At 67.5% G+C, this 17,743-nt stretch carries 17 protein-coding genes and 4 pseudogenes; 13 read left to right on the top strand and 8 right to left on the bottom strand.

What is annotated here, in order from left to right; genetic code table 11:
* Positions 1-567: 567 nt before the first annotated feature.
* Together ACZ5CW_RS40685 and ACZ5CW_RS40680 are read right to left on the bottom strand one after the other, a co-directional pair.
* Positions 568-906 carry a hypothetical protein gene (locus tag ACZ5CW_RS40685; protein ID WP_468610782.1) on the bottom strand — a complete coding sequence of 113 codons (339 nt, stop codon included), beginning with the start codon at positions 904-906 and terminating at the stop codon, positions 568-570.
* Between the two features lie 412 nt (positions 907-1,318).
* Positions 1,319-1,995, bottom strand: a pseudogene (locus ACZ5CW_RS40680) (transposase); the annotation flags it as partial.
* A 310-nt stretch (positions 1,996-2,305) separates the two neighbouring features.
* Here ACZ5CW_RS40680 and ACZ5CW_RS40675 point away from each other — a divergent pair.
* The gene (locus ACZ5CW_RS40675) at positions 2,306-2,821 is read left to right on the top strand and encodes a hypothetical protein (RefSeq protein WP_468610780.1); all 516 of its coding nucleotides are present in this window, start codon (positions 2,306-2,308) and stop codon (positions 2,819-2,821) included.
* A gap of 85 nt (positions 2,822-2,906) precedes the next feature.
* Positions 2,907-3,764: a GNAT family N-acetyltransferase gene (locus tag ACZ5CW_RS40670; RefSeq protein ID WP_468610778.1), complete on the top strand. Its 858-nt coding sequence runs from the start codon at positions 2,907-2,909 to the stop codon at positions 3,762-3,764.
* A 253-nt stretch (positions 3,765-4,017) separates the two neighbouring features.
* Here ACZ5CW_RS40670 and ACZ5CW_RS40665 read toward each other — a convergent pair.
* Positions 4,018-4,769, bottom strand: a pseudogene (locus tag ACZ5CW_RS40665) (transposase).
* 162 nt (positions 4,770-4,931) lie between these two features.
* Here ACZ5CW_RS40665 and ACZ5CW_RS40660 point away from each other — a divergent pair.
* Positions 4,932-5,761, top strand: a protein-coding gene (locus ACZ5CW_RS40660) for an IS5 family transposase (protein ID WP_468610776.1) whose coding sequence is annotated in 2 segments (ribosomal slippage) — positions 4,932-5,298 and positions 5,298-5,761 — 831 coding nt in all. Because the reading frame shifts where the segments join, the coding sequence is not laid out codon by codon here.
* A gap of 140 nt (positions 5,762-5,901) precedes the next feature.
* On the opposite strand, the gene ACZ5CW_RS40655 is transcribed toward ACZ5CW_RS40660, so the two are convergent.
* Positions 5,902-6,858, bottom strand: coding sequence for a hypothetical protein (locus tag ACZ5CW_RS40655; protein ID WP_468610774.1), 957 nt, complete (start codon positions 6,856-6,858; stop codon positions 5,902-5,904).
* 39 nt (positions 6,859-6,897) lie between these two features.
* Between ACZ5CW_RS40655 and ACZ5CW_RS40650 the strand changes: the two are divergent.
* A pseudogene (locus tag ACZ5CW_RS40650) lies at positions 6,898-7,233 on the top strand (hypothetical protein); the annotation flags it as partial.
* 35 nt (positions 7,234-7,268) lie between these two features.
* Here ACZ5CW_RS40650 and ACZ5CW_RS40645 read toward each other — a convergent pair.
* Positions 7,269-7,757: a hypothetical protein gene (locus ACZ5CW_RS40645; protein WP_468610772.1), complete on the bottom strand. Its 489-nt coding sequence runs from the start codon at positions 7,755-7,757 to the stop codon at positions 7,269-7,271.
* Between the two features lie 87 nt (positions 7,758-7,844).
* Here ACZ5CW_RS40645 and ACZ5CW_RS40640 point away from each other — a divergent pair.
* Together ACZ5CW_RS40640 and ACZ5CW_RS40635 are read left to right on the top strand one after the other, a co-directional pair.
* A pseudogene (locus tag ACZ5CW_RS40640) lies at positions 7,845-7,934 on the top strand (IS5/IS1182 family transposase); the annotation flags it as partial.
* A gap of 219 nt (positions 7,935-8,153) precedes the next feature.
* Positions 8,154-8,657 carry an IS5 family transposase gene (locus ACZ5CW_RS40635; protein WP_468610784.1) on the top strand — a complete coding sequence of 168 codons (504 nt, stop codon included), beginning with the start codon at positions 8,154-8,156 and terminating at the stop codon, positions 8,655-8,657.
* A 505-nt stretch (positions 8,658-9,162) separates the two neighbouring features.
* Here the strand turns inward: ACZ5CW_RS40635 and ACZ5CW_RS40630 are convergent.
* On the bottom strand, positions 9,163-9,924 hold the full coding sequence (locus ACZ5CW_RS40630) for a hypothetical protein (RefSeq protein ID WP_468610770.1): 762 nt from the start codon (positions 9,922-9,924) through the stop codon (positions 9,163-9,165).
* A gap of 1,115 nt (positions 9,925-11,039) precedes the next feature.
* Between ACZ5CW_RS40630 and ACZ5CW_RS40625 the strand changes: the two genes are divergently transcribed.
* Complete coding sequence (locus ACZ5CW_RS40625; RefSeq protein WP_468610768.1) at positions 11,040-11,489, top strand: hypothetical protein; 450 nt, start codon at positions 11,040-11,042, stop codon at positions 11,487-11,489.
* Between the two features lie 250 nt (positions 11,490-11,739).
* Here the strand turns inward: ACZ5CW_RS40625 and ACZ5CW_RS40620 are convergent, their stop codons facing one another.
* Positions 11,740-12,447 carry a hypothetical protein gene (locus tag ACZ5CW_RS40620; protein ID WP_468610766.1) on the bottom strand — a complete coding sequence of 236 codons (708 nt, stop codon included), beginning with the start codon at positions 12,445-12,447 and terminating at the stop codon, positions 11,740-11,742.
* Between the two features lie 374 nt (positions 12,448-12,821).
* Between ACZ5CW_RS40620 and ACZ5CW_RS40615 the strand changes: the two genes are divergently transcribed.
* The 3 genes from ACZ5CW_RS40615 (at position 12,822) to ACZ5CW_RS40605 (ending at position 14,607) form a co-directional block, all read left to right on the top strand.
* Entirely contained in the window at positions 12,822-13,031 is a 210-nt protein-coding gene (locus ACZ5CW_RS40615; protein ID WP_468610764.1) for a hypothetical protein, read from the top strand.
* Complete coding sequence (locus ACZ5CW_RS40610; protein WP_468610762.1) at positions 13,028-13,753, top strand: restriction endonuclease; 726 nt, start codon at positions 13,028-13,030, stop codon at positions 13,751-13,753. Before ACZ5CW_RS40615 ends, ACZ5CW_RS40610 begins: the two co-directional genes overlap by 4 nt.
* A gap of 284 nt (positions 13,754-14,037) precedes the next feature.
* On the top strand, positions 14,038-14,607 hold the full coding sequence (locus ACZ5CW_RS40605; protein ID WP_468610761.1) for a Uma2 family endonuclease: 570 nt from the start codon (positions 14,038-14,040) through the stop codon (positions 14,605-14,607).
* Positions 14,608-14,635: 28 nt separating this feature from the next.
* On the opposite strand, the gene ACZ5CW_RS40600 is transcribed toward ACZ5CW_RS40605, so the two are convergent.
* On the bottom strand, positions 14,636-14,791 hold the full coding sequence (locus tag ACZ5CW_RS40600; protein WP_468610759.1) for a hypothetical protein: 156 nt from the start codon (positions 14,789-14,791) through the stop codon (positions 14,636-14,638).
* On the opposite strand from ACZ5CW_RS40600, the gene ACZ5CW_RS40595 reads away from it, so the two are divergent.
* The 3 genes from ACZ5CW_RS40595 (at position 14,790) to ACZ5CW_RS40585 (ending at position 17,200) form a co-directional block, all read left to right on the top strand.
* Positions 14,790-15,221, top strand: coding sequence for a hypothetical protein (locus tag ACZ5CW_RS40595; RefSeq protein ID WP_468610757.1), 432 nt, complete (start codon positions 14,790-14,792; stop codon positions 15,219-15,221). The genes ACZ5CW_RS40600 and ACZ5CW_RS40595 overlap by 2 nt on opposite strands.
* A gap of 292 nt (positions 15,222-15,513) precedes the next feature.
* On the top strand, positions 15,514-16,743 hold the full coding sequence (locus ACZ5CW_RS40590; RefSeq protein WP_468610755.1) for a hypothetical protein: 1,230 nt from the start codon (positions 15,514-15,516) through the stop codon (positions 16,741-16,743).
* A 229-nt stretch (positions 16,744-16,972) separates the two neighbouring features.
* The gene (locus tag ACZ5CW_RS40585) at positions 16,973-17,200 is read left to right on the top strand and encodes an SH3 domain-containing protein (protein ID WP_468610753.1); all 228 of its coding nucleotides are present in this window, start codon (positions 16,973-16,975) and stop codon (positions 17,198-17,200) included.
* Positions 17,201-17,743: the final 543 nt, after the last annotated feature.

The following is a 17,743-nucleotide window of genomic DNA, read 5'->3' as shown; positions in this document are numbered from 1 at the left end:
TCAAGGGCCGGTGCCGGGGGGCGCTGTCGTTGAGGGCAGGTGTCCGGGCATCGGCAGGGGCCGGTGGTCAGCCTGTTCGGACACTGGCTCCGTAGCTGTCCGTCTGACGCAGCACTCTCGCGTCCTGGGCGGGTGCCGGCCATGCCTGGATGAGGTAGTGCTCGGTGACTTCGGTGGGGCGAGGTCGGTGGCGGTGTCGCGGCCGCGGGCATGGATGCGGAGCCGGTAGGCGCCGGCTCCGGCGTAGGACAGGGCCGGCAGTTCCTCGTCCAGGTCGTCCATCAGGCTGCGCACCATCAGCTCTCCGGAGGCCGAGTGCAGGGACACTTCGACGATCTCTTCCCACACGGCGCCCCCGGGATCGGGGGCGTCGAATCCCGTCGCTGCAGCTCCTGGCCGGCAAGGGGCTCTGGAAGACGGTGCCGCAGTCCTGGCTCGTCCGGAGGCGCAGATCGGCCCGGCGCCGGGCTTCCCGGTCCCGGCACACGCCGCACATGCCCCACACCGGGATCGGGAAAGGGTGCCGAGGACCGGGTACCGGACCCGGGCTCACCGCCGCCGTCGCTCTCAGGCGATGGTGCCGGGGTCCACGGGCTCGTCCGGCTGCTCGGGCTCCGCCGGGGGGCCCTCCGGCTCTTCGTAGGGGTTCGGCGGGGCCTTTTCGGGGATGTCCAGCGGAGGATCGGGCTGTACTGGGGGCGGGTCCGCCGGGAAGGGGCCTAGCGGGGGGTCCACCGGCTCCAGCGGCGCGCTGTCTTCTTCGACCAAGGCGGTGGATACCTCGGTCGTCGGGGCCGCCATCGCCGTGGTGGCGGGGAGGACAACGCCTCCCGTGACCGCCGCGGCCGCCGCCGCGATCGTCGCGATCCTCAGGCGGACGGAGCTGTTGCGGATCTTGCGAGTCATGGGTGTCTCCCGCTGGTAGTGAAGGGCGCCCATCTGGCGTCGGCCTCGGTTCCAGTAGGCCGGAGCCACCCCCACCCGGTCATGCTCCGGGTTTTCGGGGCTTGACACCGCCGGGGCCGGCCGAAACTGCCTCGTGATGGCGGGCCCGCGGGCGACGACGTGAACGGCACGAGGCCTCCGGACCCTCCCGGCTCCCCAAGCCGCCCGCTCACCTCCACACCCATCTATGGGGGATCTAAGTGGCAAAATCGTCACGCAGGGAGGTGAGGGCTGGGAGGCAACGATGGATCTGGACGCTGTCGCCGATGAGTTCTACGCCCTGGCCCCGAGTGTCTTCACCGCTGCCAGAGATGAGCGTGCCAAGGCCGCGCGCGGCCGGCGATCGGGAGCTGGCCGAGCAGATCCGCCGGCTGCGCCGACCCACACGGTCGGAGCGCAGGCGTCCGACCAGCTCGACGGGCAAGTCGGACAGGAGCCAGGCCAGGCGCATGGCGTCCATCACCACCAGCACGTCTCGGTCTCCGTGCTGCCACTGGCCCGCACGGACCAGACGTTCCACGACCTGCCTGAGCTGGTGGGCGGTCACTGCGATCGCATCGTCCTCGGGCCCGAGACGAACCGCGTCCAGCACCGCGGTCCACGAGGTGCGGTCCGCAGTCAGCGCGACGACGAACGAGTACGGCCAGCCCGGGATGATCTGCGCAGCTGCTTTGGAGCGGCCGTGCACGTGGCAGAACAACCGCTCCGGCGAGCAGGCCGCGTCCGAGCGCAGCCACGGGGAGACGTCCACGGAGAGTACGATCCGCCCGCCGAACCGTGGCAGAGGCAGCGATATCAGCAGGTCACGCAGGGCATCGGCTCGAGACGGCCGTGGTTCAAAGCCCCGTACAGCGAGCCATAGCCGCGCTGGTGCTCGGCGAGCAGCGACAACTCCACCGGCGTCCGTGTCGGGCCGTCCGCGCACAGCAGCGCGTCGGTCAGTTCGAAGAACGCGTCCGCTCGCGCGGACAGACACCCGTGAAAGGCCGTCCGAAAGCGTGACAGCTCGGCGAACACATCCCGTTCGCCGGCCCGTTGCAGCACACTCATCTTCGCAACCTTCCTTGTGAACCCCTGGATCTCGTCGCAGAGTTCAGGATCACGAGGAGGGCCGCCCTCATACCCTGCAATCACTCAAAAGAGTGACCACTCGACCGGGCCCGAGGTTAAGGAACAAGCTCAGTACCGGTTCCTGAACGTCGGCCGTGTGACGCCGGGCTGCGAGCTGGGGTGACCGGCTGGCACCGTTCGGGGGAAAGAGCGAATGTCGCAGTGCGCCCAGCGTCCATTGGACGACCGCCGTCGCCATGCTGTCCGTTGATTGCGCAGGCTTCGGCACCAGGTACGAAAGGTCGGTCGAGTGAAGCTCACCAGACGGTTTGCCACGATCAGCGCCGCTGCGACGGCGGCGCTGCTCATCAGCGCCGGAGGCGCCCAGGCTGAAGGCGACGGGGGGCTCCTCTCGCTGCTGGGTAACTCGCCGCTCATCCAGGTCTGCTACCCGATGGGGCAGGTCGGAGGAATTGGCAACATCAACACCGGCACCCAGAACATGAGCTGCGCCCAGAACGCCCAGGCGACGACCCCGGCGAACGGAGCGGGGAGCGTGACAGGTGCTCAGAGGGTTATCGGCGAATCCGTGGAAATCCCTCCGGGCGAGACCCGCACTTCCCCGCTGGTGATCTGCCCTGAGGGAAAGATCGTCACGGGTGGAGGCCCCGTCGTCTTCGGTGGATCCGGCTTCCGGACCGAGGAGTCGTATGCTCTCTCGTTTCCGGGCGGACCTCCGGACTCCTGGAACGTCCGTGGCACCAACGAAAGCAACCAGACCCTCACCCTGAGAGCTGAAGCAGTCTGCGTCAACGGTACCCAGTAAGCCCGTGCGAGGGCCGCGGGGTCAGGAACGCGAACGCCGACCGTGCGCGGGCGGAACGCCCTGACGCAACGCGCCATGATGGGCTATGGCAACTTTCGAAACCTGGCACGTCAGCCGAGATCTGGAGGCCTTCCTCGGCCGCACAGAGACATTCCTCCGTTCGCGGCCGGCACTGCACACGGTGCTACTGACAGTGACTAACGCACTTCATCAAGCAGGACCGGTGCCGCCCGGCCCCGGAGCACCGTTCTTCGGCATACTCGCTGAAGACGGTCAGCCGCTGGCTGCGTTTGTATTCACGCAGCAGCACGGGTTGGTCGTCTCACCGTTGTCCGAGTCCGCGGCCACGGCTTTGGCCGCTCGCCTTGCGGACGAAGGAGTAAACCCGCACGGCTTTTCCGGTGATCGCGAGAGCGTCGAGGCGATCGTGACCGCCTGGCGACAGCGCACCGGAGACACCGTCGTGGAGCACCGCCGCGAACGTCTCTACAGCCTGGGCACTCTGACTGCCCCTGCTCCGATGCCCGCAGGCCGGGCGCGGGTAGCTGATCGGGGGGACCGATCTCTGCTCATGCACTGGGCCCAGGAGTACGCCACTGCGATCGGCGAGCCCGACGGGCGCGATTTCGGCGTCTGGGCGGACGGACGCCTCGCCTACGGCGGAGTCACCCTATGGCAGAACGACGAAGGCGAGCCCGTCGCCATGGCTGGCTCCTCACGCCTCATCGCTGGCCAAGTCCGGATAGCACCCGTCTACACGCCGATCCACCTTCGTGGGCGCGGATACGGGAGCGCGGTCACCGCCGCCGTGGCACAAGCCGCCCTCGTCGGCGGCGCGGCCAATGTGCTCCTCTTCACGGACCTCGCCAACGCCACCAGCAACGCGATCTACCAGCGCCTCGGCTTTCGCCCTGTAACCGACTTTGTCAGCTACCGCTCCTAGCACGCGCTGACTTGGCAAGGTCACCAGCTGTAAGGGCGTGTCGCTGCGGACAGGTACCATCGCAAGTCGAAAGAGACACACTGCTGCACAAGGAGACTCCAGCGCAGCCACCGCGCTGTCCCTTCAAAGCGACACGATGCTGGGGGACAGGGTCCGTGCCGTGACTCCGGACGCGCACACGCACGGCCTGAGGGCAGACGTCGAAATGGCTTCCATCAGGCATTACGATCACAAAAGCTGGCAGTGCGCGTTTTCAGCGCTGCCGCTCCAGGGTGAGCACGGCTTTGGTGATGGCAGTCATGCGGTTGGGGCTGATACGGGCTCTGCGGAAGATCTGCCAGGCCTTCAGCCGTGCAATGCCGCGTTCGACCGGTGCCCGCGCCGGGGCGAGGCCACGGTTGACGGTGCGCTGGGTGAGGGTGAGTTCGCCGCGGGGCGGGCGTTTGAGGCCGGTGGTAACAGGGGCCGGCGCCCTGGTAGGCGCGGTCGACGAGGATCGGGACGCCCTGGCGTTCGCAGATCCGGATGATGCGGTGGGTGCGGGCGGCGGTCAGGTCGTGGGTGCGGCCCGGCAGCGCGGGCGAGATCCACAGCACCTCTCCGGCGGGGTCGGTGACGACCTGGATGTTCACTCCGTGCCGGCGATGCTTGGCTGAGTAGTCGGCCCGGCTGTCGCCGACGCGGTCGCACTCGGCGAGGGTCCCGTCCAGCAGGACAAACTCCGGATCGTGCTCGCGCAGAGTCTTGAGCAGGCCCGGTGCCCGGTCGGCGAGCAGGCCGGTCACGGCGGTCACGTACGCGTGGGCGGTGCCGACGGATATCCCGAAGCCGGCCGCGATCCGGGCGAGGGTGTCGTGTCGTGGCGGCGCAGGTACACCAGAGCGACGAGCGCTCGCTGGTGCGGTGGAGTTTGCACCGCCGGTCGCCCTCACGGGTGACGATGAGGATCGTGACCCACTCGACCAGGGCGTGCGGCAGGGCGAGTACGGCAGGATAGGGAACCAACAGGGCTCCTGTGCCGGTGGGTTGAGACTTCGAACACCTCCCTCAACGACACGGGGGCCTTGTCCGTTGCGGTCTTCACCTCGGCCTCACCCGATCAGTGGCCACGCTGAAAACGCTCAGTGAAATGTCGTCTTAGAGCGTGTCCTATGTGGTGAGGCGTCGTTGGTCCGGGCATGGGGGCGGGGTACCTGGAGTTGGATTGTTCCCGACGGGCTGTGGGAGATCGCGAAGCCGCTGATCCCCCCGTCGAGAGTGCGGCCTCAGGGTGGAGGGACGCAGGACACGCCTGATGAGACGCTGTTCGCGGCCATCGTCTACGTCCTGGTCAGCGGCTGCGCCTGGCGGTCGCTACCGCCCTGCTTCGGGATATCGAAGTCGACGGCGCATCGCCGATTCCTGATCTGGTCCCGGGCCGGCGTCTGGGGCCGCCTGCACGAAGCCGTGCTACACCGGCTCGACGACGCCGGCCTCGTCGATGTCACCCGCGTCGTCCTCGACACCGCCCACGTCAGGGCCAAAAAAGGGGCGGACACACAGGTCCGAGCCCCGTGGACCGCGGCAAGCCGGGTTCCAAGATGCACATCCTGTCGGACGCGAACGGACTGCCCCTTCTCGTCGGCGTTTCGGCCGGCAACACCCATGACAGCGAAGGACTGAAACCCATGATCGAGGGTCACCAAACGAGACACGACCCTCACCGGGGCCGGTACTTCAAGCCTCAGCGCCTGCATGCGGACAAAGCCTACGACCGTGCCGACCTGCGGAAATGGTTACGCGGCAAGCGCATCGAAGTCCGGATCGCACGCAAAGGCATCGAGTCGAGCGAACGATTGGGCCGCCGCAGGTGGGTGATCGAGCGCACGATGGCTTGGCTGTCCGGCTACCGCAGACTCAGCCCCCGATACGAACGGAATCCCCGCAACTACCTGGCCTTCCTCGGCCTCGCCGCCGCCCTCTGCTGCTACAAGCGACTCGTCCGCCTCACCACATAGGACACGCTCTAAGTTCGCCCCTTTTACCAGATCGAGAACCGGTCGGCGGGTGGTTCCGCCGAGGAAGGTCCTACGTCCGCAGGGCGGCGGGCGGCGGCAGGCGCGTGACCGCGAATGTCTTGCGGCGACTCTGGACGACTTCAACTCAGGCCCTCGAAAGGCCACTGGTCACCTTGGACGATCAGGGACTCGCCCATGATCCAGAGCCCTCCCACGCCTTCGAGTTGGATCTCAAACCGAACCTCCAGTTCGGCCCAGACCTCGGAGGCGGTGTTCAGGACGAAGGGCCGGGTCAGGCATTCCGGCATCGGCTCAAATCCGGAGAAGGGGACCTCCTTGGTCTTGCCCCAATCTTCGATGAAGACCAGCTCTTTGACTTCGGTCGACTCATCGATCTTGACCCAGGGCGATACCCCGGGCGGGGCAAAGGTGGGCTGAAAGAGAGTCTGCTTCTTCACCATCCAGCACTTGCTCCAAAAGTCCCCGTCGGGGAAGAAGCCTGCGGAGGTGAAGCCGAGGATGCTGCCACGGATGTCGACGTGCGGATTGGAACGCCACTGCCGGAAATCTGAGTGCGGGATCCGATCAGGGCTGATGCCGTAACGGAACACCGCCCCGAACGCGATCTTAGTCAGGTCGCCGTCGTCGTAGGTCTTCTTGCCCCGGAAGCGGACTCCATCCGGATCGTTCGAGGACGTGTACACGTCCTCGGTGTAGCTTCGCGTCTCGGCGAACCAGAAGCTGTGGTCCTTGGCCACCGGGACGGGCTGGAAGTTCACCGGCGGAACCAGCCCGTTCACGGCGGCCGGCTCGGCGGCGGCGAGTTCGTCCAGCCGTTTGCGGCGCGACCCGTTTCGGTCCTTGCGGCGGGCGACCACCGAGTTGAGATCGGCCTTGGCCGATGTGGCCAGCAGCGCAGCGTTGTCGCTGCGCTCGACTTCGGTGGGCCTCATCGTCCTGGCGATCTCGAATGAGTGCCTTCTGCTTGCGCGCCAGGCTTCGCCTGCCTGGTCCATGGCTTCGGCAGCGCCCTGGGGAATCGGGTTGGCCGGGTTAGTGATCTTCGCGCCTTCGAGGGCATTCGGAGTGGCGGGCATAACGAATAAACCTCCCTCATCGCAGTACACGCGATCAATCGTAATCACGAAATGCCACCGCGGAGAGCGCCCGAACGAGTGATGGTGCAAGCGAACTTTGTTTGCGTATCTGGGTCGCATCCTGACAAGGGATACGACTACGACCACCTCCGCCGATGGCTCCGCAAGCGATGCATCCGTCATCGCATCGCCCGCAAGGGAATCGGGTCCTCCGAGCAGCTGGGCCGCCACCGCTGAGTCGTGGAGAGGACAGTGTCCTGGCTGGTCGGATGCCGACGCCTACACCGCCGCTATGAACGCGAGGCCGAACACTTCCTCGCCTTCGTCGGCATCGCCGCAACCTCACCAACTGAAACGACGTCTTACAAGCTCTAACAGAATGATCGGCGGCGCGGTGCGGAGCGCCCCTGTTAACGGATTGGACCTATAACGGCTGTGTAGTTCTCTCCGCCATAGAGGGACTCGTAGCGGATCTTGAGCGTGAGCCGCCGGTTGATCAGGTCCTCGACTTCGGCGTGGTTCTGCGGGTCGTAGCTCGCCACACTCAACAAGTACTGCTCGTAGTCGGTGGCGATGACCTCTCCTTGGTTGAAGGTCACAGCGGATGGGCGCACCGACAGGCGGTCTCGGACGTGGTCGACACTGGGTGCGTTCCAGGCGCCGAGTACTTCGTCGTCGACGGTGAGCGTGCTGCCGACGATGACAGCCGGCCCGAGTCCGGAGTTGATGAGCCGGATCCCCGCTCTGCCTCCCGGCGGCCAGCCGCGGTGCAGCTGGAGTATCGGGCGCACCGCGTGGCGGTTGTGTTGCCGCATGGCGTGCGTCTGGTAGACCGAGACGACCAGCGACGCGACGGCGATCACGACCGCGCACACCGCGGTGACGGTTTCTGCGTTCATCCCATCCCCCTGGAGAAGTCTGCTCGCTCGGACGGTATCCGAACCGATCATCGTGTCCCAGCCCGACCGTCATCGGTTGGTCAGGTCATGAGGGCGCCTCCGTGGGTCGTGTCGGATGAACTGTGGCAGCGGATCGAACCGCTGCTACCGAGGAAGGAGCGGCGCTTCCGATATCCGGGCCGCAAACCACTCCCGGACCGCGAGGTGCTGTGCGGAATCCTGTACGTGCTGTCACACCGGCGTCCAGTGGGAGTACCTGCCGAAGGAACTGGGCTTCGGCTCAGGTATGACGTGCTGGCGGCGCCTGCGGGACTGGAACGAGGCCGGCGTCTGGCAGCGGCTCCACGAGGTGCTGCTCGCCGAACTCAACGCGGCCTCGCGCCTGGACTGGTCCCGATGCGTGGTCGACTCCTCCCACGTCAGAGCGCTAAAAGGGGGAGCCACACGGGTCCCTCGCCGGTCGACCGGGGCCGGGCAGGCTCGAAACATCACCTCATCACCGATGGGCACGGCACCCCGCTCGGCGTCCTACTGACCGGCGGTAACCGCAACGATGTCACCCAGCTCCTGCCCCTGCGCGACGCGATTCCACCGGTCCGCGGCCGAGTCGGCCACCCGCGCCGCAGACCCGACTCCCTCTTCGCCGACCGCGGCTACGACCATGACATCTACCGCGACCGGGTTCGCGAACGCGGCATTGTGCCCGCCATCGCCCGCCGCGGGACACCGCACGGCACCGGACTGGGCACCTACCGCTGGGTGATCGAAAGAAGCTTCGCGTGGCTGCGCGGCTTCCGACGCCTGCGGATCCGCTGGGAACGCCGAGCCGACATCCACGAAGCGTTCCTCAAACTTGCCTGCTGCCTGATCGCCCACCGACAACTCAGCTCATTGTGTTAGCTGTTGTAAGTACCTTGAGGCGTAGCTGTTCCGATCCCTGCTGCTCACCCGAACGGATGAGAACCCTTCGTCGTCCGGGGCGGCTTCGATGCCGCGGCGCCAGCGCGCGTGTTCGGGGTGACGACAGGGGAGTTGATGAACGGGGCCAGCAGGGTGGGATCGCAGAGGTGGAGAAGCCGGGTCGGCTCCCGGCGACGTACGCACCGCACTCCCACAAACCGGAGCCGCCCGGACCCAGATGGGCCAGGAACTGCGCTCGAGTCTTCCCGGACCGGTTCGACGCTGGGCGTCGCGATCTGCGGAGCGCTTCGAGCGACTGCGCGCCGTTGTAGGGGTACGCCGAGCCGCTCCGCTCCTGACGCTGTCAGCGGTCACGCTTCCCACGATCTACATGGTCAGCGTCACGTAATTCCCCACCCGCACGGTCACGCTTCCCCATGGGGATGGCGGTTGCGAGTGGATGCCCAACGGCAGGGGAAGGCCCAACCCCGCCTCTCCCTGCCGTTCACATGAACAGCGGGTCGACCGGCGGCCATGGGTAGCCCAGTTGCTCGGCATCATGCGAACCTCCCCAGACCTCGGCGGTGGCACGAGGATCGCCTGCGGTCAGCCGCGCTTCAAGGCGCTCGGCTTGGACCGATGGGGCGTCGGCGGAGATCGGGAGGGTCATCCCGAACTGGAGCCAGGTCAGATCTGCATCGGCCCGGTTACGGGGATACCTCAGGACGACGTGGATTCGATCGGGTTCCCTACGGGAGGCCCAGACGCCTTCCAACTCGCAGTCCCACCTGACGAGCCAGTCTCCGCGTCCCCTCAGCCCCGCCTCAAGCAGCCGCGCAACCGCTCCTGCCGGCCACTCCCAACTGCGGTCCTCTCCGGCTCGCAGGACCTCGGCCTCGTACTGACCTGCGGTGAACCGAAGCTTCGGCAGGTCGAAGTCCTGATTGGCCAGGTCGCGCCAGCCCGACCAGACAACATGATCCCCGTGACGCGTGACCGTCATGTACAGCGCGCCACAGCACTCCTCCACGCCGCACCCGGACCAAGCGAGACGAACCTCGTGGGGCGTCGCCGTGGCATGCAACGGCCCGTCCTGGCCCAGCAGATCCCTGGGGCCTACTCCCAGGTACCCGGAGCCTCCCACGCCACCGGGGACCATCTCGGCCAGAAGATCCCGGCCATTGACGATCGGGCGGACCTCCACGACGCCCTCGTCGGGTGGAGGGCACGCGATGCTCAGACTGAGAAGGTCCGGTCTCGTGGTCATCGGCCAATGATCGTGGAGCTGGCTCGCAACTGTCATGTGAATTCGCATGGCCTCCACTCAGGGCGGTAGTTCGAGCCGCCTTCATGCACGCTGGCCCCGGACACCCCGACCTGCGCGAGCAGCGAGCAGACGAGGCAAGGTGACGGCAGCCGCTCCACCCGCAAGCAGCGCCCCGCCCGGGGTGCCTGACGAACGTGAAGCGGGAGGTCGACGCGGCGCGAGACGTGGCGGCGCTGACACCCGGCAGGGCGGCGGGCTTCAGAGGCCTCGGACCAAAACTCACGCCAGACCGCGGTGGACATCAGCGAGCCGGGCTGGAGCGCCCCTGCCGCCGGCCTATCGCGTTCCGGGCCTCTCTGCAGGCGGGATACGTGAGACTGGCGACGTATTAGCCGGATATCTCTTCGCGGGCATCCCGTGGATCGCCCTGGTCGTGCTCCTTCTGTTCATTGTTCCCGGACCGGTTCGACGCTGGGCGTCGCGATCTGCAGAGCGCTTCGAGCGACTGCGCGCCGTTGTAGGGGTACGCCGAGCCGCTCCGCTCCTGACGCAGATACTGCTGCTGCCGCCTCGAATACGAGATCGGGTTGACGGCCACGGACTGGCCCCTGTGCATGTCGTGCGGTGGTGGCGCGCTCTGCCCCTGGCCATGCCGATCAAGACACTCTGGTTTGCCCTACTGCTGTTCGTCGTGGGGAACGTCGACAACATGGCCGACTGGCGGCATCTGCGGCTGAGTGCGGACCCAGGGCCGCACCCTGGCTTTGTGCAGGGGGTGCTCAGCCGCATGGTGGCTGTGCCGATATCGGTGCGTCACTGGGGCTTCAGCGCGATCCCAAAGACTGAGTTTCTCCTCATCGTCGCCCTGATCGTGGTTGCCGAAGTGCTGCTCATCAAGCGCGTCAACCTGACCAGTCCTGGCAGCGCTGCGACGCATGCCCCCTTTGACCTGGAGGCCCTGCCGGGGTACCCGGACCAACCGAATGCGCGCACGGAGTACCGGCGCTTGGCCTGTCGTCGCACTACTGACGGTCGCGGCCCAGTGCGCCACGGTTCTCCGTCGCTGGGAGGAAACCCAGCCCGACTGCCAGATCCCCCGCGTTTCCATGCAACCGGTGGAACAAGCCATCTGGAAGGCCCACCGCACCCGCCGCGACAGAGCCAGACGCCACAACGAGCGCCAGTTCAAAGCACACGCAGCACTGGTGGTGGGCGCGCTACGCAAGGCCGAAGCGCGTCAGGACTCCGAGCCGGGCCGCGCCCTCGAAGACCTCATCGTCATGCTGATGACGATCGCCGAACGCTACGCCGAAGGCCGCATCAATGACCTTCTCGACGCAGATCAACTCGACGGCGTGGAGCCTGCCGCGCCCAGGGAGCGATTGCGGATGCTCACAGTGGGGCTCGTGGTCGTGCTGGTCATGGCTTGTGCGGCCGTCCTCGGACTGCCCGAAGCTGCACTCGTCCCCTTGCTGCCGGTAGTGGTGCTGTTCGTCGCGGTCGTCTTCAACCGCGGCCGGATGCCCACTGCCGGGCAGCTCACCGATCTGATCATCCCTCGGTGACGCCCCACACCGGACAGCGGGTGCCGCAGATGTTGTGTTCGCGCATCACTGCGCGATACAGGGCGCAGCAGGCGCGCTCTTTACTGGTGAGCGGTGAGCACGTGCCACCGGCTGCCGGCGCTGACTGGTCGTAGGGCGTGTACCGGGGTGGCACCGCGGGCGCCTTCCGGCCCGCAGGTCTTCGGGCCGGCTAGGGCCGGCCGGAAGACCTCGCGCGGACCGGAGGTTTCCTCCGCGCCGGCCAGCTGTCTCAGTCGTCGTGTGGTTCCTGGACGGGTACGAGGCTGAGTTCGGTGGCTTTCGCCGCGCAGGTGCGGATGGGCTCCGGTCGTTCGTCGAGGGCGCTGGGGTCGTAGGGATAGGAGTCGTAGATGGCGGCGAGGAACGCTTCCAGGGTTGCTTCGCGCTCGGGGAAGGCGAAGGCGCTGCGTTCGGCGATGCCCTGCCCGATGCGGTGATGGATGTCGAATGGGTGTTCTGCTGTTTGTGTGCTGGGCTGGCCCAGTAGCCCGGCGAGGTGGCGTACTGCTGCCGGTGTGATGAAGGCGTCGGCTTTCTCCTGCGAGGGAACCTGCAGGTAGTAGCAGATGCGTTGGGCGGCCAGGTGGTTGTGCCGCATGTGCGCCGCGATCGTGCCGATCAGCAGGTGCAGGTGCTCCAGGGTGCCGGTGAGCTTGTACAGCGCGATGCGGCACCAGTCCCCGTAGTTGGGCGCGTAGTAGCGGTGAGAGGGGACCTGGTGGAAGTAGTCGCACATCACGTCGATGTGGTGGGCGGCGAGGAGCGGCAGCTCGTCGGGGATCGGCTGACGGGCGACAGCCCGCTCATCCACTTCAGCAGCCTCGCCGTGCTCCAGACGCTGCCGACGCAGATGCTGAAGCGCGGACTGGTAGCTGTGGCCCGTCTCCTGCTGAAGGCGGCGCGCTTCGTTCTTGGCTGCCTGTCGGGGTTCGGACACGACACGATCCTCTCCGGCGTGCGCACCCGTGCCTGGCACGCCGGGAGAAGACAGCGTGCACGTGAAATGACTCCCGCGGAGCGTGTTCGGATCCGAGGAGCGCTTCCTTCGGCACGGGCGAAGGAAGCCGGATCGCAGGCGCGTCACACAGCCCACCGCCCTAGCAACGACCACCGGTCAAGGTGGTCACGCTTACGCGGTCGCACATCATCTGGTGACCCGTCACACGGTATTCGGCCAGGTCCGATGGGTTTGTGCCATTCGCCGGCAACCCGCCTCCACCATCACCGGGGCGCCGCTACACAAGAAGGCTGGGGTGGCGTTAATGCTGCCCTGTGCGGCGATGGCCGGGTCGGTGGGGGAGGTCTGGACGGTTGCTGACCATCAACGTGGCGCTTCTGCTCGCAGTCATCGTGTTCTTCCGGCTGCGGCGCCGTACGGAGGCTCGCAGCCGCGCGGACGAGAAGATGACCGTGGTCATCGTCTTGGCGCTGGGCATTTTGATCGCCCCGACCCCGGCCGGTCAGGGCCTTTTGCACTTTATGGAGCAGTTGGCGGGCGGCATCACGCAGGCCAGCCGGTGACCCGCCGCCCGCGCAAGGGCAGGTCGGCGCCGCCCCGCCGGCCGCCGGGGCGGCGCCGTACCCGCAGGACCTCCTGGCGGCGTTCCGACGACCGGCTGGTCGGTCTGCTGGTGGTTGTGGTGGTGGCTTTCGCCGTGGTGGTGACGGTCGTCAACTGGCTGCTGGCGCACTGGTGGATCCTGCTCGCCATCGGCGTGCTCGCGGTCCTGGCTGGTGGCGGGTGGCTGTACTGGAGGCAGCAGCAGGCGCGGTGGGAGGCGGTGCGCACGCAGGGCCTGCGCTACGGACTGGCCGACTTGGACGTCTTGCACCATGCCCGGTTCGAGGACGCGGTGCGGGATCTGATGCGCCGCGACGGCTGCCCGGACGCGGTCCGTGTCGGCGGCAGCGGGGACCTGGGCGCGGACGTGAAAGCCACCGACCCCTACGGCCGACGCTGGGTCATCCAGTGCAAACACCGCCGCAACGGCCTGGCCGGCTCCGCGGTCGGCACACCCGACCTGCAGATCCTCAACGGCACCGCACGACAGGTCCACGGCGCTGACGTCGCCGTCATCGTGACCAACGGCCGCGTCACCAAACCCGCTCTGGCCTTCGCCGACCAGCAGCGCCTGCATGTGGTCGACCGCCAAACCCTCGGCGCGTGGGCGTCCGGCTCACGCCCCCTGTGGGACCTGCTCCGCGCGGTCCCACCGCCGCGCAGACCGACCAGCCTCTCCTGAGGGAGCCGCGGCCGACCGCGGTGGCACTGCCACCGCGACGGCGACGGCACTGCCACGACGGCGCGCGGTACCACCGGAGAGACCCGTCACTCTGGCGAATCACCCTGAGCATCGCGCAACCGGGTCCATGGGCCTCGAGCCATGGGCGGCCGAGGCCGTCCCGGTTTCCGCAGCCTGCGCAAGGCGGAAGCCACAGCTCTGCCGTGCCGGGCAGACATTCGCCCGCCCGGCACGGCAGACTGGAATCACCACACACAGCCGAAAGCGGCTGCCAGGAGGGACAGGTGAGCGTTGCTGCCGAAGGTCACGTGGGGCCGTGGACGGTTAGCGAGGTCCTGGTCCTGCCCGAGGATGCCGGAAACCGGATCGAGCTGGTGGGGGGCTCGCTGGTGATGAGTCCCAGCCCTGGGGTTGCCCACCAGCGGGCCTCACGGCGCCTGGCCGATCTCCTCCAGGACGCCGCCGACCGCGCTGGGCAGCACCTAGAGGTCCTCGAAGCAGTGAACATGGTCGTCCCGGACGGGCTGCTCATCCCCGACATCGCCGACGCCGACGCCGACGCCGACGCCGCCGCGGCCGCGGGCCTGAGCATCGACGCGCACGACGTCGTCCTGGTCGTCGAGATCGCCTCGCCCTCCACCCGCGTCACCGACCGCAAGATGAAGCCCGCCCTGTACGCAACGGCCGGCATCCCCCACTACTGGCGCCTGGAACTGGAACCCGCCCCCCGCTTGTACTGCGGCACCCGGCACCGCGCCAGCGGCTACACCGATCTCAGCCTGACCGCCGGCCAGGCCACCGAGATCACTGAACCCTTCCCGATGACCATCGACCCAGCACAACTCCTGAAATAGCCGACCGGCACCGCCTTGCCGCCCCGCCCTACAGCCGGGCGGTCAGGCTGCTCTCGCCGTAGCCGCCGCGCCCGCCGTGGGGGTGGACCGGTCCCGGGCTTTGTCGTCCGACCTGGATCTTGCGATGGCCGGTGATACAGCCCGGGACGGCGACGGTGGCGGAGTCGGCAACGATGTGCGGCATGAGCGAATCGTCTTTCGAGTACCGGCAGGCACGTGTTGCACAGGGCGAGAGCTGCGCGGATCCTAACGATCTGGTGCGATACCTCAGCCGGGTCACCATGGACGCCCATAGCCTGCGGCACGGTCTCGCCGAGGCTGTCACGCACGTTTTCAGCGGGACGGCGGCACCACGCGAAGAGGCCGGGGAGCTGCCATACCCGCCTGACCGTGTGGAGCGCGAGCTGTTCGAGGACTCGATGGGAGCGGTGCAGCAGCTCCTGGTCACAGATCCAGCCGTCGCCACCGCGCTCCGGCACTCCATGCGCCTGCTGGAGGACGCCGCCGAAGCCGCCCACTTGGTTCGCGTGCTGCTCGAACGGCCCGATGGAGGGGCGGCAATGAAACGCCTGCTTATGGAGGTCGATCTTGGTCCTGAAGAGGAGGATGGGTAGTAGAGGGGCTGGCCGTGCGGTTCAGGGCCAACTGCTGATGCTCGACCCCCGCCCCATCAGCGCCGATGATCGCACGGCGCTGACCGGTGATCGGAAATGCCTGCGAGTTCTGCCGGCGGACAGCAAGTTAGGAATCGAGGAACGCCCAACAAGCGCCGGCTATTGGGGATGCAGCCGGGGTGGGTAGCAGCCAGCCTGGTCCTGGCTGGCCTGGCTTCTGTCTGGTTCCGGCCGGTGTCCCGGCAGGTGGCCTCGGGTAGCTCCTGGCGGGGCGATCAGGAGGGGGACGAACGTGGGTAAGGCCAGCCGCGGTAAGAAGCAGCGCAGCCGGGACACCTCGACGAGGTGGAGCGCCACCAAAGCGGCCCGCGCAGCACACCGGCAACGAGCTGACAGCCGACAGCTCCTGCAGGACAACGTGGTGATGCGCACGATGATGGCGTCGAACGTGAGCAATCGGATGATGGAGCTGCGCACCGCGCTCCATCACAGCACTGTGCCGGAACAGCACCGCGAAGATCTGGCGTTCGCGATGACACTCGGCAAGCAAGGGATGCGGCGACCGTGGCCGCCCGGCCCCGTCGAGGCGGCCCAGTGGCAGATCCGACAGGTCCTCCAGCTCCTCGACAGCGCCGAGGTCCTCGTCATCTCGCCGGCCGCGCACGCCGCCGTCATGGCCGCGGCCGCCACTTTGGAGCCCTCCGACGTTGCCACCCTCGACAAGGACAGGGACATCCCCATGCCGGCGGGGCTGCTGGTGCTGCCGGAGCCGGTGGTCGTAGAGAACCGAGGCGGCTCCCTCTCCGACATCGGCGCCTTCGGTTGGCAATTCGTCACCCAGGAACAGGTCCTACCCGACGCCCAGTACCCCGGGGTCCAGCTCACGTGCTTCATGGACCGCGACGGCCCCGTACAGCCGGAATCCTGGCGCCTGGCAGTCGCCAAGGCTCGCGCCACCGGATCCCCGCTCCCTCCGCTCGTCCCGGACGGGATCTACGGGCTACGAGCCGATGGCGCTCTCGCCGCCGAGAGCAGCGAGCGGCACGCCGAACTCTCCGCAGAGCACCGCCAGCTCAACACCTTCCTGAACCAGATCGCCGACCACAACGCGCTGCCACCGGAAGAAGGCCAGTGGGACGGCGGGCGGATCAAAGACACCTACGACGACTTCGCGGCCCGCTATGCGTTCGCGTTCTGGCGCCTGGCCGCCCAGGGCGTGACAGTCCTCGACGAACCGCGGGAACCCGACAAGGACGGACCCCAGGGCCGGCCTGAGGCGCTGCCGACGGTCCGCGAGGTGCGCGTCATCCGCCTCGCCCACCAGGTGCCCGCTCAGCGTTCGACCGATGAGAACGACGGGAGTAGCAGGGTGTACCACCACAGGTGGACCGTCCGCATGCACAAGGTCCGCCAGTGGTACCCCAGCGCCCAGGAGCACCGCCTGATCTGGCGCGGCCCCTACATCAAGGGCCCGACGGACGCCCCCTTCCTGGTGGGGGAGAAGGCGTACTCCGTGGACTAGACGGGGGCGTGTCGATTCCTGCTGGCTGTTTTGGCGCCTGGGGCGCAGCGGCGGCGGATCAGGAGAGGTTGACCGACGGGCCGGTGAGGTGGGCACCGGCCCGTCGGGTGCGCGTGGATGAGCCAAACACCGTCGCGCGCCCCTGGCGGCAGCCCTCCTGACTCAGCAGGCGCACGCGGCGGTCACGGCCAGGCCGAAGGCCTGCAACACCGACGGCGCGCCCGTACAGTTGCACACCACCGAGGCCGTACATCTGCGGGCCGGCCGTGGCACCGGCCACCGTTCCCTGGTCGTGCTGGCGAAGAATACCGACTTCTATGCCGAGTGCTGGGGTGTCGGTTCTGATGACGTGTGGTGGGCGTTCGGCGAGGTGGTGTCCGGCCGCCACGGAAGTTTTGGCCACCGGCTCCGCGGTTGGGTGAACGGCGAGTATCTGGCCACCGGCTACCGGCACTGACCTGCGCGAGGTAGCGGGGCCGGACCGGCGGAGCCCGGACCCGCACCCGCAGACTAGTGCCTGCACCCTGACCCGCTCGTGATCACAGCGACGGGGGCGGTGTCTTGAACGGCGTTCGTCGGCCCCAGGGCACCGGCGAGACTTGACCCCCCTCACGAACGGACAGCCGCCCGTTCCACCTTGCCCCGGACGGCCTCTTCTCGCTGGCTGCGCTTGTGCACCGGCCACCCACCAGGCCCGCAGTCGAACACTTGGTGGGGCCAGTGGATTCCGTTCCGGTGGGGCCGCTGGAGTGGGGTGCAGACAGGGGCGGGATGCACCAGGACCAGGAACAGCAGGCGTCAGTGATCACGAAGCGGCGGTCACAGGCGTGTCATTCCTGCGAATTGACCGTATGACGACGCGCCAACTGGGTTTGCTCAGAAACCCGCCTCTGAAAGTGCGATGTCGAGTCTCAGTTGATGGTTGACGGGTTGGCGTCGGGTGATGCTTGACGTCTGCCCTAGACGATCTTCCGGCGGTTGTGTTCGCCGGACTTGCGGA

The sequence above is a fragment of the Streptomyces sp. NPDC031379 genome, assembly GCF_055569615.1.
The sequence above is the reverse complement of the archived record's forward strand: the minus strand, read 5'-3'. Positions and strand labels throughout refer to the sequence as shown.

Coding starts and splice junctions, on each gene's coding strand:
- ACZ5CW_RS40685 (WP_468610782.1), bottom strand. CDS start 906: ATGACTCGCAAGATCCGCAACAGCTCCGTCCGCCTGAGGATCGCGACG.
- ACZ5CW_RS40670 (WP_468610778.1), top strand. CDS start 2,907: ATGGCAACTTTCGAAACCTGGCACGTCAGCCGAGATCTGGAGGCCTTC.
- ACZ5CW_RS40655 (WP_468610774.1), bottom strand. CDS start 6,858: ATGCCCGCCACTCCGAATGCCCTCGAAGGCGCGAAGATCACTAACCCG.
- ACZ5CW_RS40645 (WP_468610772.1), bottom strand. CDS start 7,757: ATGAACGCAGAAACCGTCACCGCGGTGTGCGCGGTCGTGATCGCCGTC.
- ACZ5CW_RS40635 (WP_468610784.1), top strand. CDS start 8,154: ATGCGTGGTCGACTCCTCCCACGTCAGAGCGCTAAAAGGGGGAGCCAC.
- ACZ5CW_RS40630 (WP_468610770.1), bottom strand. CDS start 9,924: ATGACCACGAGACCGGACCTTCTCAGTCTGAGCATCGCGTGCCCTCCA.
- ACZ5CW_RS40595 (WP_468610757.1), top strand. CDS start 14,790: ATGAGCGAATCGTCTTTCGAGTACCGGCAGGCACGTGTTGCACAGGGC.
- ACZ5CW_RS40600 (WP_468610759.1), bottom strand. CDS start 14,791: ATGCCGCACATCGTTGCCGACTCCGCCACCGTCGCCGTCCCGGGCTGT.